Genomic DNA, 18,036 nt, shown 5'->3' on the forward strand with positions numbered 1-18,036 from the left:
CTGGATCTTGTCCTACTTGTACAGTATTAAGATCAACTTGCCAAACTTTGCTATAAGTGCGCGTTCCATTATCATCTTCTACATAATATTCGAAATACAGGGTTCCTTCTGCACCACTGTGGTACCCTTGCGCTCTATTCAAGGAACAATAGCGTATAGGAACAATCTGATAAATATTATTTTTAAGATTAGCGGGATTGGATAAATCAAATTTATAATTACATTTATTCTGGCGATTCAGGGATGTTAAGTACATTGATATCCCACCTTTTGCCCCCATTTGTGGCAACGTTTTATCATTTCTATCAGTAGTTCCTTTTATGACCACATATAAACCAGGAATAGTATCCGTTTTTACCTGCTGATCTGGCGGTAATGTATCATTTTTTATTTTCTGCTGTTCTATCGTATCTAAAGTAACAGCCCCGTATTCAGAAACTCCATCATCATAACTTGTCGGATCAAGGGTATCTTGAGTCACATAACTAGAGTAGACTGTTAATTTGTCATAAGGTCTTTCTATATTATCATCAGGAGATGCATCGCCTCCTCCTATATATTGTACTTCTATTCCTGTAGAGTAAACCGATGGCCCTTCCTGAGGTATTATCATATAATACAATGCCATCATCTCATTGATTTTTAATTTATTATATGGAAATTTAAAGCGGTATGTAGACAACGTAGTTATATCATTAAGCTTAAATACAGGCTCTAATCTTATTACATGGTTATTCACAAGCGACATTAGATAAAAAACAATACTATCTGTATCCTGATAAGAAGAATATTTAAAAACTTTAACCTGAAATTCCGATTCTCCAGGAGTCTGTTTTAGTGTACCACCCGGCTGTAATCCAAGTATAAACGGACTAGAGATACCAAAAACAGGAGCTGGTTTATCGTTAAAAACATATAGAGATGCCACAAATCGTGCGTAAGTTACTCTCAATATTTGAATCGTAAAATCAACCCTGACAGGAGTGTCTTTTACCGCATATACACGAAATGATATCTTTCCGTTCTCATCACTTTTTACAGCAACAAATTCAATATTGTCATACTTTTGAGGTAATTTCTGAGGCATGAGGTGAGTTGGATTAGTTTCATTTGTAGTTATTTTTACAGAAGGAGTATTTGAATATAGCTGACCTAAAACCATACTGGAAATTAAAATCTGAGTATGCTTTAATGGTGTATTTTTCCCATCATCTGCAGTAATAGCACCAGAAAATACAGAATAAATCTGACCTGTTCCTATCGCATTATCATCTGCCGGAACATTCAGAAATTCGGGTGATGCTGTTAGGTGAATAGTAGTTTGTTCATTTAATTTCTTGACAATATAATTAACTGGTAAAGTTTGTAATGGAGGTTTACTCACGTCAGTCCCCATCAAATTTATAGTAAAAATAACTTTTTCTTCATCAGCTAGACCATTGTCAACTTGTAATAAAAAGACCATATCTTTACTGGTAACAAGATTAGTAATCCGGTTAGATATAGGCGATGCCTTTAAGTTAGTTGTTGTAGGCGATATAGTTACATTAGAAATGTTTGCTATATCAGATGCATTACCTGATACCGTTATTGTTAAAAAACAATATTGCCCTGAAATAACATTCGATCCGTCAGGTATATCTGGAACGATTGTATATTTATCATTTTTTAAAATTGTCTTTCCCATTTTTTTTGCTGTATAGCTAACTTGTTTTGTTGTAATTTCTTGTACGTCATCACCTGAAATAGAAACAGCATGAACAGTATAATTAACTGTCGCATCTGCAATCAAATCATGATTAATTTGCAATTGAAATGTTGCATAGCCACAGGTTTTATCAGAATTTATTCTCCAATCATCAATATTACTTGTTTGAATGGAGTTAGTACCATCTTTTATTAAAAGATGACTTATTTTTTTCAGTACAGATTGATCAGCCGAGAGTGTTACTTTTAAATAACAAATTTGTCCAATAATAACATCTGAACCTGATTTTATGGATACACAAAGCTCCCCATTATTGCATAAATTATGCTGTGCATCTGCTATATTCATATTATTCTCCATTTCATTAATTAAAAAATTATTATCCCTTATTCAATTAACAATTGAAGTTGGCTGAACATCCCCGTAAATAACCTGGATCTTGTCCTACTTGTACAGTATTAAGATCAACTTGCCAAACTTTGCTATAAGTGCGCGTTCCATTATCATCTTCTACATAATATTCGAAATACAGGGTTCCTTCTGCACCACTGTGGTACCCTTGCGCTCTATTCAAGGAACAATAGCGTATAGGAACAATCTGATAAATATTATTTTTAAGATTAGCGGGATTGGATAAATCAAATTTATAATTACATTTATTCTGGCGATTCAGGGATGTTAAGTACATTGATATCCCACCTTTTGCCCCCATTTGTGGCAACGTTTTATCATTTCTATCAGTAGTTCCTTTTATGACCACATATAAACCAGGAATAGTATCCGTTTTTACCTGCTGATCTGGCGGTAATGTATCATTTTTTATTTTCTGCTGTTCTATCGTATCTAAAGTAACAGCCCCGTATTCAGAAACTCCATCATCATAACTTGTCGGATCAAGGGTATCTTGAGTCACATAACTAGAGTAGACTGTTAATTTGTCATAAGGTCTTTCTATATTATCATCAGGAGATGCATCGCCTCCTCCTACATATTTTACTTCTATTCCTGTAGAGTAAATAGGTGGCCCTTCCTGAGGTATTACCATATAATACAATACCATCAGCTCATTGACTTTTAATTTATTATATGGAAATTTAAAGCGGTATGTAGACAACGTAGTTATATCATCAACCTTAAATACAGGCTCTAATCTTATTACATGGTTATTCACAAGCGACATGAGATAAAAAACAATACTATCTGTATTCTGATAAGAAGAATATTTAAAAATTTTAACCTGAAATTCCGATTGTCCAGGAGTCTGTTTTAGTATACTACCCGGTTGTAATCCAAGTATAAACGGACTAGAGATACCAAAAAAAGGAGCTGATCTATCGTTAAAAACATATAGAGATGCCACAAATCGTGCGTAAGTTACTCTCAATATTTGAATCGTAAAATCAACCCTGACAGGAGTATCTTTTACCGCATATACACGAAATGATATCTTTCCGTTCTCATCACTTTTTACAGCAACAAATTCAATATTGTCATACTCCTGAGGTAATTTCTGAGGCATGAGGTGAGTTGGATTAGTTTCATTTGTAGCTATTTTTACAGAAGGAGTATTTGAATATAGCTGACCTAAAACCATACTGGAAATTAAAATCTGAGTATGCTTTAATGGTGTTTTTTTCCCATCATCTGCAGTAATAGTACCAGAAAATACAGAATAAATCTGACCTGTTCCCATCGCATTATCATCTGCGGGAACATCCAGAAAATATTTCGTTTCTGTTAGGTCAATAACTGTTTGTTTATTTAATTTCTTGGCAACATAATTAACTTGTAGAGTTTGTAATGGAGTCTTGTTAGTTTTATTCCCCATCAAATTTATATTAATAATAACCTTTGTTCCATCAGATAGACTTTCCGGAACTTGTAATAAAAAGGTCATGGAATTATTAATAACAGGATTAGAAAGCCAGCTAGATAGAGGCGATGCTATTATGCCATTTGTTGTACTTGATATAGTTACTGTAGTAATGTCACTCATATCAGATGCATTACCTGAAATATTTATTGTTAGATAACAATATTGTCCTAAAATCACATTTGCTCCACCAGGTATATCTGGAACGATATTATATTTCTCTTTATTGAAAATTGTCTTATTCATTTTATGGCCCCATAAATAAAAACATTAATGTAACCAGTTGGAAAGTTCTTATTTATGGTAATTTACTCTGGTTGCTAAATTTTGCATAATGAAAAAAAGTTATCACTCATGATGATAGTAATATAAAAATAAATAAAACTGGTTAGTTTGTTATTCTGACTGAAATTTATATCAGGCTTATAAAAAGAGCAAATAGTCAGTTAACAGATAAGACTCTCCGCCCGACAAGAAGGCGGAGAGGTGCAATAACTCAAAGTTTAGCTCTCAGGGAAGAAGAGACAATGCACAGAATAAATAACCAGCTACTGAGTCGCCAGAGACCATTGTGTCGGTAGCGAGATCAAATACAAACACGTTTTGATGTAATGATGCATTTCCTCCACGAATATCTGCCATATTCGGAGCAGGTACTCCAGTATTAAGAAAGCTCAATATTCCCCAAAAGTAAGGTTTAGGAAACTCCACCACTAGAGGAATTCCACCTCCTGCAGGGTCAAACACATCATTGACTGTTGCATCTTGCACCAGCGGATTAGCCTCAGTGCATGAACCAGGGTCGTTCGGCATATAAACCACAGGATCGCTAGTATGTGAGAAAAATCTTTTATTATTAAATTGATACGTATAAAGATGCCGAACTTTATTCTTCGGATTCTTAACAGATACGTTTATAGCAGCCGTCCCAATAGCAGATAAATTTATTACTCCCGTTGTATTATCTATATTAACGTATCCCTTTATTACCTGAGGAGGAGGATCGAGTATATCTCCATTCTGAAGGATCGGATCTTCTGATGGTAATTTAACTAAACGTCCTTGTAGACCCCTAAACGAGTTATAAGGTCTGTTTTGCTCCTTAAATACTTTTTTCATTGTTTTGTTATTTACACTAATTGTACTGCTCACTTCAAGCCCCGCTTCGTGTGGCATTGGACTGAAGGCAACAATATCTGCTGATTTCGTCTCAGGTGGCTGCCCTTTCACAGGCGGTATTGTTAGTGTAACTTTCACCCCATCCGTTACCTGATCATTCTTAACATCCCCGACACCTACGCTACTAGATAAATGGGCAATAAGCTCCCCTTTCGTTACTGTAGTATCCATTCGTGTAAACTTCATTTCTGGAATACCATTCTCTTGGCTAGTGTCTGCCGCAGGATCAGAACTCCAAATATCATTTTGGAAAGAGTAACCGTCAGGGAGTGGCTTTCCGGTTTTTTTATTAATTATCTTAGCTGTATAGATATAGTAATCCTGACTATTTCCATCTAATACCTTTTTGCCAGTGGGAAGTGTTGATACGATAATTTCTTCAATCCCTACATCCAGATAAAAATTTATCTCAGGAGTACATGCTTTTGGCTCAGTTTGTGGTTCAATAACCTGGAGGCAAACATTTACATTTTGTACAGGGGATCCATTATCAAGCAATCCCCCCGTCAATGTATTTTGTAGGGTGCCGTCTAAACCAATAGTTAATGCTCCTCCAGATGGGGTATCCAATGTCGTCCCTTCAGGTGCGGGTAACCAAGCAAATTTAATATCTGTTCCTTTATTGTCATTTGGTCCTTTATAAAGGATAGTCTTATTCTCATCACGATAAACCGTTGCAGACACTTTATATCCACCACTACTTCCAGCAATTATGTTTTTCCCTAAAACCCGTACATCAATCGTTGGCCAATCAAAATTTACCCCTTCTGGGTCTGAAACTTTATGTCCATCAACTGTTGCTGAGACTCTAATTCCTGTAGCTTTATCTGCACTTGTTAACGTTGCAGTGGCCTTCCCTTGGTTATTCGTCGTTTTTTCAACTGAAATGAACTTAACGGCTGGCCCTGTTTTTGGCTCAAACTCCCATGTTACATTTTGCGCTGGTATTGGTTTGCTATTCTCTCCTGTAACTGTGACTGTGTAGGTGTAAATATCATTTATTAATGCTTTGTTTTTACTGAGATTAACTGGATTATTACGATCCAGTTGAACTTTATAAGTTTTGGGATCCGGAATAAAGGCAAAGGCAGGTGATTTGGCCTTAATTTGATTGTCAAATGAAAGTTGTACCGTGAGTCCATCCAAGGCCTCTGTACTTTTTAATGTTGCTTGTAATGTTCCATCGTCTTTTGTTGTTACTTCGCCATCCAGTGCACTAAAAGTAAATTTATGATTATCCGTGACATCTTTCGTCTCATTTTGCATGATGTGCCACTTCACATTTTTAATGTCCTGTTTCCCAAGAGGCTTGTTATCAATACTATCGATGACAGTTGCTGTAAAGGTATAGGAAGCTTCACCATTGGCGGGTAAAGGACTGCCAGGCTCCATATCCAGCTTTCCTCCTTTAATACGGATCGTTGAGGAATCTATAATGAAGGAAACCAGCTGGTTTGCATCAACATCCTTGTGGTTTTCAATGGAGAGCGAAACCAGTAACTTTTCTCTGGGTTCGTGACTCGCTAACTGTGCCGTTAGTTTTCCATCTTTATCTGTTTTGACGGTTCCGGTTTGGGGGTGAAAAACCAGCTGCTTATCGTCACTCACATCCCGACCATTGAGTGTGATTTTCCATTTTACTTGGTTAATTTCTTTATTCTTTAACACATTGCCATTACCATCCAAAACCACTGCGGTATAGGTAAATGGACTGAGTCCATTAGCAGTTATGGGCTTTTGTGGATCGACAATAAGCTCTTTTATCTTGTACTTTGAGGGATCTGCAATAAAGGAAACCTGTTCTGCATTAAAGGGAGGTTGCTTTTCAATAGTGAGTGAAACCCGGACATCACCGATAAACGTTTTGCTTGCCAACGTTGCTTTTAATTGTCCGCTATCATCTGTTTTGAAGATATCTCCTTCTTTGATAGGCACCAGAATCAGGCCGTTATCCTCTTTCTGATTAGTACTCCATGCCACATTTTTGATTTCTGCATCGGTCACGGCCCGATGGTTATCATTGATATTCACAATTGTGGCCGTGTAATGGAATTGGCTGCGACCGTCAGCCGTTAATGTCCCGGTTGGGGTGACGGTGATATCCTGAACACGGTAACCGGCAATATCCGCAATAAAGGAAACGGGATGGGGGGCTTCAATGGTGGGCGCGTCACCTTTAATGGAAAGTGCAACTTGTAAATCTTTTATCTCTTTATGGCTGGCTAGCGTTGCCGTTAATTCTCCTGATTCATTTGTTGTATCACCCAGAGGTTTAAAAATAAGATTTTGGTTCTGGCTCTCATCTGTGCCGTTTTGTTTAATAAACCATTTCACCTGAGAAATTTTCGTCTTCTTCACAGGGTTATTCTGTGCATCAAAGACAGTGCCGGTGAAGGTATAGTCGTCATGACCATTGGCTATCAGAGGGCTTTTTTTATTCACCGTCAGCTCACCCTTAATATGATACCCCGCAGGATCATCATCAAAACTCACTGTGCCGACTTGGGTTTTCGCCATGCCATCCATTTGCAGGAATACGTTCACCTCTTTCTGCGGTTTACTACTCACTAATGCGGCTTGTAATTGCCCTTTTTCGTTGGTTGTCGAGGTTGGTTCCGGTTTACCCCAACTCAGCCCTGATTCTTCACCAACCGGCGGTTCAGTTGTCCATTTAATATGGTTTAACGGAACATCCTTCGGCAACGGGATATGATTAACTGTGTCGTAAGTCATGACGGGGGTGAAAATATAGGGAGTTTTACCGTCAGCAATGACGCCTCCGTCAGGTTGAACTTCTTTTTCTTTTATTAAAAATGGCCTGACAATCACTTGTATGGTGGCATGATGAGTCTGTTGCAAATTGCTACTTTCTGATACGGTAAAATTCAGCGGATAAGTATTGACTCCCCCTGTATTCAACTGGTATTCAGGAAAGGTGATGGTCATTTTATTGCCGGCATTCAGTGAGATTTTGCCGCCATTTTTGATAAAGTCGTTATTTTGTTGCAGCCAATCCACTTTATCGCTGGGATTGTTAGTCACGGTAACAACCTGTTCTTCATGGCTGTATCCCGTCATCACTTCCGGCAAAGAAAGTTGTAAAGTGGAGCGCTTTTGGTGATCAAGGATGATTTGGTTATTTCTTTCCACCAAATCATAGCGGCTGCCCGCCAATGTTCGCATGGAAGCCACACTGTCTGGCGATAACTGCACATGAAGTGGAACACCCAGTTTATAATTTAAATTCGCCAGGAATTGGGTTTCAGTATGTCCGCTTTCCCCCTGTTTATAATCAACCCCCAGTGTAAAGAGCGGGATGGGGGTATAATTCAGTCCTAACGTCGCCAGGCTGGGATTTTTCTGTTTGGTATCACGGTTGAATAAAGTAACGTTATCACCGAAATATTGCTCATAGGCTAGTTTGGCACCCAGATTGGGATAAGCCGGCAGGAAAAATTCGCCATTAATATCATAACCATTGGCAGGACGTTCATGATAATCGCGCAAATGTTGGGATTTTTTCCAATCACTTAAGCCGTAATACGCATTGGCGGAGAGCTTAATATAGTCTCCCCAGATTTCGCCTCCCATCCCCAAGCGTTGGTTTTTACCTGTCAGATCATGGTCATAAAAGGTATTCAGGCCATACATCCAGTTTTGGTAAAAATAACGGCCACCCAAACCTACGTTAACGGTATTCCTGCTGTCTTTGTTACGGTAGCCAAATTGGGAAAAGAATAACCAATCGGCTTTATTGTCGTAAATAGGGAGCAACAGATCGAGAGAGGTATTCTCTAAAGTCCCTTTTTTATCCAGCCCAAAGTTAATTCTGGTCGTACCAAATTGCGATAACCATTTTTTTACTTCGGAGGTAACGGTGTTGTTAAGTTTGCTCAACGCATAGGATTTGGCGTGTTCGGTTAACTCTTTAGGGGACGAAGAAAGAATATTGCTGACTGCGTGAATATTTCTCGCGATAAAATTTGGTGTGTCAGAATTTGAGGTGTCACTGTTTTTTTCTATATTGGCTTCTTTATGCGTGTTCGAAATTAATAATTTATTACTTGACTCACTTACTGGAATATCTATATTATTTTTCGTGTTTATTTTTTGTGAATAGATATCATTATCCGTTAAATTACCCTCTGCAAGGGCGGTTGTTATTGTAGACGGAATCAGTAATGTATAAATAGCAATGAAAGAAACAATAATCTTACTTAAATATGATGGCATATAAAAGTACCTCAAGATATTTTATTCGTTGACTGTTTTTTCTTTGATGTTTATCAAGAAAATGAGACTTCCCTAATTTCACATATTAGAATGTGTTGTTTTTTTTATTATGAAAAATAGTTATCGGCTGATAACAAAAAGTTATTCTGCCACACGGCTAATAGTTAGATTTCCTATAATAAAAATATTCACACTCTATGAAAGCTCCTGTCACTTTATCGTGTATTTATTCCGGACGTATTTAATTTATTGGATTGGTTTTAATTAGTTATCAAGATAGATAAAAACTAAGATAGTACAAAACTAAAAAACAGCTCGGATATTATCAGTAATCAGAGGGTTTATATTTTTTCTTTTTATTAAGCAGGCTTAACTAACAAGTTTATCTTTATTAAGATAATTCATCGATTGCAGGTCAAATTACAGTACAATAATAAGGGAAAAAATCCCATATGGATGACCATGTGGTTGAGAAAGCTTGTGTCACTAACAAGGCTTGTAGAGTGCTAAAGAAGGGCACAGCCAACTTATCTAAGGTGATACATCTCACATTTATTTCACTATGTTGTCATAACGTGTAAAATAGCAGCATATTTGTGTTAGACGAATGTGGCAGTATTCTGCCATGTTGTATCCATCTAATAATCCATCAAATAGCTAAAACGGTAAAAATACTTGTCAATTAATAACTTAAGAAATATCGCCATCATCGCTCACGTCGACCATGGCAAAACCACGCTGGTTGATAAACTCCTGCAACAGTCCGGTACTTTCGGTGAGCGCGCTGCAACAACTGAGCGTGTGATGGATTCTAATGATCTAGAAAAAGAACGTGGTATCACCATTCTTGCGAAAAACACCGCCATAAAATGGAATGATTATCGTATCAATATCGTAGACACCCCGGGCCACGCCGATTTTGGTGGTGAGGTTGAGCGTGTTATGTCGATGGTAGACAGTGTGCTGCTGCTGGTTGATGCGATGGATGGCCCAATGCCACAGACTCGTTTCGTTACCCAGAAAGCGTTTGCCCACGGTCTGAAACCTATCGTGGTTATCAACAAGGTTGACCGTCCTGGTGCCCGCCCGGATTGGGTTGTTGATCAGGTATTCGACCTGTTCGTAAACCTTGGTGCAACTGATGAGCAACTGGATTTCCCAATCATCTATGCTTCAGCGCTGATGGGTATTGCAGGTAATGACCATACTGATATGGCTGAAGATATGACTCCGTTGTATCAGGCAATCATTGAACATGTTGAGCCACCTAAGGTTGACCTTGATGGCCCATTCCAGATGCAAATTTCTCAGCTGGATTACAACAACTATGTTGGTGTTATCGGTATTGGCCGCATCAAGCGCGGTAAAGTAAAACCAAACCAGAACATCACTCTTATCGACAGTGAAGGTAAAACACGTAACGGTAAAGTTGGTAAGGTTTTCAGCCATCTGGGTCTGGATCGTATTGAATCTGAACAAGCTGAAGCGGGCGATATCATTGCGATCACTGGTCTGGGCGATCTGAACATCTCCGATACCCTGTGTGAATTCAATGCGGTTGAAGCGTTGCCGGCACTGGCGGTTGATGAGCCTACCGTGAGCATGTATTTCTGCGTAAATACTTCCCCGTTTTGTGGTCGTGAAGGTAAGTATGTCACTTCTCGTCAGATTCTGGATCGTCTGAAAAAAGAGTTGGTTCACAACGTTGCATTGCGTGTTGAAGAAACTGAAGACCCAGATGCATTCCGTGTATCAGGTCGTGGTGAATTGCACCTGTCTGTTCTGATTGAGAACATGCGTCGTGAAGGATTTGAGCTGGGCGTTTCTCGTCCAAAAGTTATTTTCCGTGAAATTGATGGCCGTAAGCAGGAACCTTTCGAGCAGGTAACTCTGGATATCGAAGAGCAGCATCAGGGTGATGTGATGCAGGGGCTAGGTGAGCGTAAAGGTGAAATGCGTGACATGCTGCCAGATGGTAAAGGCCGTGTTCGTCTTGATTACGTTATCCCAAGCCGTGGTCTGATTGGTTTCCGTACTGAATTCATGACTATGACTTCCGGTACGGGTCTGCTGTACGCGACATTCAGCCACTATGATGATATCCGTCCGGGTGAGATTGGTCGTCGTCTGAATGGTGTACTGATTTCTAACGGACAGGGTAAAGCGGTTGCTTACGCGCTGTATGGTCTGCAAGAACGTGGTAAGTTGTTCCTTGGTCATGGTACTGAAGTGTATGAAGGCCAAATCATCGGTATTCACTCGCGTTCTAACGATCTGACAGTTAACTGTCTGACCGGTAAGAAGCTGACTAACGTACGGGCATCAGGAACGGATGAAGCGACAACCCTGTCTCCGCATATCAAGAAAACACTGGAACAGGCGCTGGAGTTTATTGACGACGACGAACTGGTTGAAGTGACTCCACAGTCAATTCGCCTGCGTAAGCGTCATTTGACTGAAAACGATCGTCGTCGTGCAAGTCGTAGCAAAGAAGTTTAATTACTTTTTGGTACATTGCGTGTGACAGATTGAATACGAATAGCTTAGGGTGCTTCGGCACCCTGAGTTTTTAGATATTACCTCTTATCTTTTTACCCTGCTCATCTATTCCTGATTGTCTGTCAGTACAGAAAGTTATAATTCTAATCACCATTCATCAAATTCAACACCTGTTCATTAAATGCGCGGCTTGTTTGTTTTTTTGTCTCTTATCCTTTTTTATGCACAAAAATATGATAAAAGTACCAAACGATGAACATCAGTCAGGAGGAATTATGCTGTATATTTTCGATATGGGTAATGTGATTATTGATATTGATTTTAAAAGGGTTCTGGCTGTTTGGAGTAATTTGAGTGGAACTCCACTGGCAACATTGACCGCGAAATTTTCATTGAATGATATCTTCGAAAAACATGAGCGCGGACAAGTCAGTGACAATGAATTTGCAGAAATGGTGTGTGACGAAATGGAGATTTCACTTAGTTTTGAACAATTTGCTGAAGGCTGGAATGCGGTTTTTATTGGTATCAGACAAGAAATTATTGAACTCATGAATAAATTACGCACACAAGGGCATCGCGTAGTTGTGTTATCAAATACTAACCACCTGCACTTTGATTACTTGTCTGTGCATTATCCTGAGATTGCAGCATCAGCCGATTTCCTTTACTTATCTCAAGAACTGGGAATGCGTAAACCGGAACCTGACATTTTTAAACATGTACTTAAGGCGGAAGGTGTAATGGCAGATCAGGCCATATTTTTTGATGATGTTTTAGAGCATGTCGAAGCAGCAATACGATCAGGTATCAATGCAATTCATGTAGCTGGCAGGAATGACATTCCTGATTATTTCAAGACACATGATTTCTCACTTCCCGCAAAAAATTAATGTTTTCCGCAATCAGCGGAAGATATTTTCCTCTATTCTCCTTGCCCGGATAGGGTGAGGACAACAGGTAAGAAAAATGATCGCTTTAATACAGCGTGTGACACAGGCAAAAGTTGTTGTTGAAAATGAAACTATTGGGGAAATTGGACAGGGATTACTGGTGTTATTGGGAGTTGAGAAAGATGACAACCCACAAAAAGCACAACGTTTATGCGAAAAAGTGATGGGATATCGGGTATTCAGCGATGAGCAGGGAAAAATGAATTTGAGTGTTCAGCAGGCTAATGGCGGCTTACTGGTTGTGTCCCAATTTACATTGGCGGCGGATACTCAGAAGGGGTTGAGGCCAAGTTTTTCTGGTGGTGCTGAACCTAAAAAAGCAGATGAACTTTATCGCTATTTTGTTGAACAGTGCCGTATAACTGGTGTAAAAACAGAAACGGGGAAATTTGCTGCAAATATGGAAGTCAGTTTAACGAATGACGGACCCGTGACTTTCTGGTTGCAGGTGTAAAGTAATCCGCAGTGTGCTGTATACGTTTCCCTGACTTACACATGACAACACACAAGAGAGGGGTTGTTTCTATGTACCACCTGAGAGTACCTCAAACAGAACAAGAGTTGGAAACCTATTACCAATTTCGTTGGGAGATGCTGCGTAAACCGCTTCATCAGCCCATTGGTTCAGAGAAAGATGGTTACGACTCAATCGCTCATCATCAAATGGTGGTGGATGAACATGGTAACCCGCTTGCTGTCGGGCGCTTATATATTAATGCGGACAGTGAAGGGGCAATCCGTTTTTTGGCTGTTCACCCCAATGTGCAGCGGAAAGGGCTGGGCACACTGATTGCAATGGCGTTGGAATCTGTTGCCAGACAAGAAGGGGTAAAGCGGGTCGTTTGCAGTGCACGGGAAGATGCCGTCGATTTCTTTGATAAATTGGGTTTTGAGAACCGCGGTTTAATCAATGGGGCCAGAACATCACCGATTAACCATTTTCTAATGATAAAACCTATCATGAGCCTTGATGATATTCTGCATCGTCCTGATTGGTGTGCGGAATTACAGCAAGCATGGCATAAACATATTCCTCTGAGTGAAAAGATGGGGCTGCGGATCACGCAATATACTGGGCAACGTTTTATCACGACGATGCCTGAAGCGGGGAACCAAAACCCACACAATACTATTTTTGCGGGCAGCTTGTTTTCCCAAGCTACGTTAACAGCATGGGGGCTAATTTGGTTATTGCTACAGGAACGCCAGCTGGGCGGAGATATTATTTTGGTGGATGCCAGTATTCGCTATCGGCAGCCCATTACTGGGCGTCCCAGTGCAATCGCAGATTTCAATAATATGAGTGGCGATTTGGCCCGCCTTGCCCGTGGCAACAAAGCCCGCGTAAAACTGGAAGTAGAGGTTAGCGGTGAACATGGTGTCGGTAGCGTGTTCACCGGTACTTATATTGTCATGCCTCCAGAACGTTTTGCTACAGCCTGATTTTGGTGCAGGTTTCACTCTCTGTTGTTGGATGTTCGGTTTCCGAGTTATCTACGGGAGAGTGGGCTGCTGTAGTGCAACGATTTGTCGAAATCAGGCCTTGCTCAACAGACTGTGACTCTTTGTCTGATGATTTATCTTCAGCAACCAATGTACCATTGATTGTGCCTTTAACATTATCAGCAGAGAGGTCACCAGTAATCGCGAGTGAGAAATTCCCTTCTCCTTGAATATTGAGTGGCACCCAACCCCATTGAGGCAAAATGCTCAAATCCGCATTCATTCCTTTGAAATTGAGGTTAAAAGGAGTTTGGGACGTTCGTTGTTCCGCTGTGCCGGTAATTTGCAGTAACCCCTCACTTGTAAAAGCATTTAATTTATCGATGGTTATCTTGTCATCAGTAGTGTGAAATTGCAGATAAGGACGGGTTATCTCTATTTTATTGAATGTCCCCGCTGCGGCCTGAAACGATGCCTGTCCATTCCACAATCCCCATTTGCCATCTTTCAAAAGCTCCAGAGTGTCAACATGGCCTGAAAGGGTGGTGAGCTGGAATGGAAAATGAGGATTAGTATCAACCAACAGGGTATTGTTGATGCTAATGTCATTGAGTTTCAGCCCGGAAATCCATTCTGGTGCCGGGTTTTGTAAATAGTTAATCCAGGCTGATGGCAAATGATAAAACAGCCCTGTTACTGAGCTATCTTTGAGGGTCAGCAACCGGTTTTTGCGATCCCATTTAGTTTGGATATTAAACAACCCCTTTTGATAGTGGGTTGTCAGATTGGCAATGGTAAAAGTATCGCCAGAAAACCGGAATTTCCCAAGAGTATCACTGAGCTGGGCATTATTGAGGGACATGTTCATAACATTAAAATCAATCAACCCATCTTCGCCATCCCAACTGCCATTGACCAGCCCCAGATTTTTGATGGTACTGTTCAGATAATCGACAGACCAGTTTTGCCCTTGTAACTTGGCATTGGTGATATTGAGGTCTTTCACATGAATGGCAGGAAGATGGCTGATTTCTTCCTTGATTGCATTCAATGTCATCGGTGATTGCCAGCGGATATCGCTGATCAGGAGATTATTCCACTGCCAGCTGCCATTAGATAACCGTTGGCCATCTCCAGAAACAGCACCTTGCAGAAATGTCGCGCCAAAAGAATCAATATTCAGAGCCTTATTCTGGTAGCTCCCCTGCATCATGACATTTTCAACGGGAATGCCATTTAAGCGGATTACATGGGCACTGAATTGATATTGCCCATCACCAAATGGGCTTTCCACGGTAGGTGCCCAAGGGGTAATTCCGCCAGTGATGTTCTCTCCCTGAATAGGTGTGGTTGGGTTGTTCAACTGAACATTCATCTGGTTCAGTTGTAAAATATCTGCTTTCAAAGGAAGTGGTAATTGGTTATCAGCTAACGTTACTGTTCCTTGTTGCAATGTCAGGCGGTGGAGATTTTGTGGTGTCAGTAGATGTCGCCATTTGAAATCGAGATTGATGGTATTGGCTTGTAGTGAGAAAGGGCTTTGTTTATCGTGAATATCCACACGGCTAAACGTTAAGGTGGATGGTTGCAACCAACTATGGCTGATGCTTTCCATATTGACCTGATAATGCCCTTGTCGGTTAAACCACTGGCTTAATTGTTTTGCGCCCCAATGCGTCTGGATAACAACATAGATGGTAATAATTGCCAGAGCGAGCAACAATAAAAGAGCGACAACACTTTTCCCTAACCATTTCATGATTCTCACCTCAATATTTCCTCCTGATAGAAACTCTTTTATGCCGTAAAAAGTACAGACGCTCAAGAGCTGGTGCAGATAAAACAGTATTTAATATATTTTTATGGAAGTAAATTCAGATATTGCGAATAGATACGCAAAATACAAAAACTCCCGCCGGGAGGAGCGAGAGGAAGGCAACCAACACTAGCGGCTATTTTCCGGAGTAAAAATCAGATTCAGCAGAATGGCCGTTAAATCACCCATCAATTACTCTAGATATTGGTTTTTATGAATTTGGGCAACAAATATTACGACCAACGCTATGCGGTTTTCGACAATAGGGAGAGGTCTGTACCAATTAGAACCAGCCATTAATGGAGGACACACGCCTATTCATGGAGAGGGTAGTGAGGTCAATGCATTGCGTCACGGTACTTGGATGGGAACTATTGCAGCTCGATATGGTGATGAAGTGGCGAGTTTCGTAGGTAACGCTCACGAAGGACTTCCAACAGGACAAAATGTGAGAGAGCTTAAGCAATTTGACTTAAATCAACGCGTTTTTGATATTGGCTGGGGTTATGATGTGTCTTATCCGGATAAAATAGTCGATATGCTTAATAACGAAATAGGTTGTGAAATTGGTAAAAATGCCGGCTCAACATCGATGAAAGATATTTCATTGAAAGTTTTGGAGCATTTTCATAAAGAAGGGATGTATGTATTTGATTTTTGGGACCCATTTGGGGCTATTGGGGGAGCAACTATTAGTGGAGAATTTACAGATGTTTTCAAAGTAAAAGATTTGGGTGATAAATATCGCGTGCATGGTACGGTAGATTATTACCTTTATGACAAATTTGCCGATCCTTTCGATATGAAAAATCTTATTGGAAAAGAGTGGGATGCTCTTGGTGTTCCATATGATATCGATGACCAATGGATGGGAATTATTAAATTTGAGATAGACAAAGATATTTATGATAATAAAATTAAACCTATGATTGAACAAAAACAAAAAGAAATGATCGAGAAGTGGCAGAAAATGCAGCAATAATTAAAATAGTAATTAGGCGCGCATTTTTAATTATAAATTATTTTTTATCCAGTATAAGATAGCTGTAGGAGCAAAAATGCTGAATACGAAAACAAACATTATTAATAATGTTACCCATATTGATTTTTTTACACTTTTGCCTAATGCAAAATAATTAACCAGAAGAGTTAAGAAGAAAAATAATATTACTGATAGCAAAAACATAGCGATGAATGGCATTTTACGTACTCTGTTAAAAAATGTTTGATGGCATTATGAATGTAAATTAAATTGTTATTTAGTAGTAAAGATGGTTTTTGTGACTAAATTAACAATTATTTTAGATTAATTTTGTTGACGTTTAGGTTAGAGTAATTTGAATATTTCATCGCAAAATCGATGACCGGGCGTGAGAACCCGTGATTTAAGTGGCGCAATAACACGCCATATGCGTGTTTTTTTATTTGCGTAACGGAGCAAGCAGGAAATCCGGTCTTAACAGATCATTAGCTTCCGTGAGTTTGGGTGAATTTTTCCGTCAGTTAGAATATAAATCACTGTGGCGCGGTGTTGCTTTTTTGAAAATCGACAGATGGGCACCATCCAGTAAAACGTGCAGCGTTTGTGGCCATGTTAATGCCGATTTAACGTTATCCATGCGTCAGTGGAAATGTGTTTGTGGTGCTGAGCATCATCGGGATATCAACGCAGCTGTTAATATTGTGGCGATGGCTGTGTGAATAGAGGGTGGAACCGCGGTCCCACCTTAATTTAAAATGTCATTCTGATATCTATGTTAGCACCACAGGCACTAGCGTAACGTGATAATGTTTTCACACTAGCACCCAGCGGATTACCCTCTAGTCGTGTGATCGCGGATGGAGATATACCCAATCGTTTAGCTAATTCTGATTTTGTTAATCCAGCGCGCTCGCGCATTTGGTAGAGCATTTCAACTATCGCTAATTCTTTATCAGCATCGTTGTATGCCTGAATAGCGTCTGGAATATCCAACATTTCTGCTTTCAGTTGTTCGAAACTGATATCGTTCATTTGTTCATCTCCTGTAACCGTTTTCTGGCTATATTTTTATCTCCAACTCGTGGTTCGAATAAACCACCGCCAATAACTTTACTGTGCGGTATTTTTATTTGGTTTCCACCCACACTCAGTCGTTCTATCAACCGAAACATGCGACCTCGCAGTTCGTCAGGTAGTTGTTTTAATTCCAATAGGGCATCTGGATGAGTTATCACATCAAACATTTCTCCTCCTGATTTAAATATACTTAAAAGAGAAATTTCTGTAAAAATTAAGTTTAATCAAAAGAAGAAATTTAACTAAAATATGCCTGCCATGCCTGAATCATTG

General features: G+C 39.7%; 11 protein-coding genes and 1 pseudogene. 6 read left to right on the forward strand and 6 right to left on the reverse strand.

Annotated features, from left to right (window positions below; all coding sequences use genetic code 11):
* The 3 genes from AACQ81_RS18535 to AACQ81_RS18545 form a co-directional block, all read right to left on the reverse strand.
* Nucleotides 1-2,056: hypothetical protein (locus tag AACQ81_RS18535; RefSeq protein WP_237385806.1), on the reverse strand; the 2,056-nt coding region annotated here is incomplete at its 3' end.
* Between the two features lie 46 nt (nucleotides 2,057-2,102).
* Nucleotides 2,103-3,827: a hypothetical protein gene (locus tag AACQ81_RS18540; RefSeq protein WP_237385807.1), complete on the reverse strand. Its 1,725-nt coding sequence runs from the start codon at nucleotides 3,825-3,827 to the stop codon at nucleotides 2,103-2,105.
* A 264-nt stretch (nucleotides 3,828-4,091) separates the two neighbouring features.
* A complete protein-coding gene (locus AACQ81_RS18545; RefSeq protein WP_237385808.1) occupies nucleotides 4,092-8,993 on the reverse strand; it encodes an inverse autotransporter beta domain-containing protein in 4,902 nt (1,633 codons plus the stop codon).
* A gap of 675 nt (nucleotides 8,994-9,668) precedes the next feature.
* Between AACQ81_RS18545 and typA the strand changes: the two genes are divergently transcribed.
* The 4 genes from typA to fabY all read left to right on the forward strand — a co-directional run bounded on the left by typA (nucleotide 9,669) and on the right by fabY (nucleotide 13,888).
* Nucleotides 9,669-11,492: a ribosome-dependent GTPase TypA gene (typA, locus tag AACQ81_RS18550; protein WP_237385809.1), complete on the forward strand. Its 1,824-nt coding sequence runs from the start codon at nucleotides 9,669-9,671 to the stop codon at nucleotides 11,490-11,492.
* A gap of 275 nt (nucleotides 11,493-11,767) precedes the next feature.
* Entirely contained in the window at nucleotides 11,768-12,385 is a 618-nt protein-coding gene (gene yihX, locus AACQ81_RS18555; protein ID WP_237385810.1) for a glucose-1-phosphatase, read from the forward strand.
* 76 nt (nucleotides 12,386-12,461) lie between these two features.
* Nucleotides 12,462-12,899, forward strand: a complete 438-nt coding sequence (dtd, locus tag AACQ81_RS18560) for a D-aminoacyl-tRNA deacylase (protein ID WP_237385811.1) — start codon at nucleotides 12,462-12,464, stop codon at nucleotides 12,897-12,899.
* Nucleotides 12,900-12,970: 71 nt separating this feature from the next.
* Nucleotides 12,971-13,888: a fatty acid biosynthesis protein FabY gene (gene fabY, locus AACQ81_RS18565; RefSeq protein WP_237385812.1), complete on the forward strand. Its 918-nt coding sequence runs from the start codon at nucleotides 12,971-12,973 to the stop codon at nucleotides 13,886-13,888.
* Here fabY and AACQ81_RS18570 read toward each other — a convergent pair.
* Complete coding sequence (locus tag AACQ81_RS18570) at nucleotides 13,878-15,647, reverse strand: AsmA family protein (protein WP_237385813.1); 1,770 nt, start codon at nucleotides 15,645-15,647, stop codon at nucleotides 13,878-13,880. The genes fabY and AACQ81_RS18570 overlap by 11 nt on opposite strands.
* A gap of 304 nt (nucleotides 15,648-15,951) precedes the next feature.
* Here AACQ81_RS18570 and AACQ81_RS18575 point away from each other — a divergent pair, with 304 nt between their 5' ends.
* Both AACQ81_RS18575 and AACQ81_RS18580 read left to right on the forward strand, forming a co-directional pair.
* The gene (locus AACQ81_RS18575; protein WP_237385814.1) at nucleotides 15,952-16,686 is read left to right on the forward strand and encodes a DUF6973 domain-containing protein; all 735 of its coding nucleotides are present in this window, start codon (nucleotides 15,952-15,954) and stop codon (nucleotides 16,684-16,686) included.
* A 494-nt stretch (nucleotides 16,687-17,180) separates the two neighbouring features.
* A complete protein-coding gene (locus AACQ81_RS18580; RefSeq protein ID WP_336885664.1) occupies nucleotides 17,181-17,405 on the forward strand; it encodes a zinc ribbon domain-containing protein in 225 nt (74 codons plus the stop codon).
* 31 nt (nucleotides 17,406-17,436) lie between these two features.
* On the opposite strand, the gene AACQ81_RS18585 is transcribed toward AACQ81_RS18580, so the two are convergent.
* Both AACQ81_RS18585 and AACQ81_RS18590 read right to left on the reverse strand, forming a co-directional pair.
* Nucleotides 17,437-17,718, reverse strand: a complete 282-nt coding sequence (locus tag AACQ81_RS18585) for a helix-turn-helix domain-containing protein (RefSeq protein WP_237385816.1) — start codon at nucleotides 17,716-17,718, stop codon at nucleotides 17,437-17,439.
* A 23-nt stretch (nucleotides 17,719-17,741) separates the two neighbouring features.
* A pseudogene (locus tag AACQ81_RS18590) lies at nucleotides 17,742-17,930 on the reverse strand (type II toxin-antitoxin system RelE/ParE family toxin); the annotation flags it as partial.
* Nucleotides 17,931-18,036: the final 106 nt, after the last annotated feature.

Source organism: Xenorhabdus sp. Sc-CR9 (assembly GCF_963897815.1).
Lineage (GTDB): Bacteria > Pseudomonadota > Gammaproteobacteria > Enterobacterales > Enterobacteriaceae > Xenorhabdus.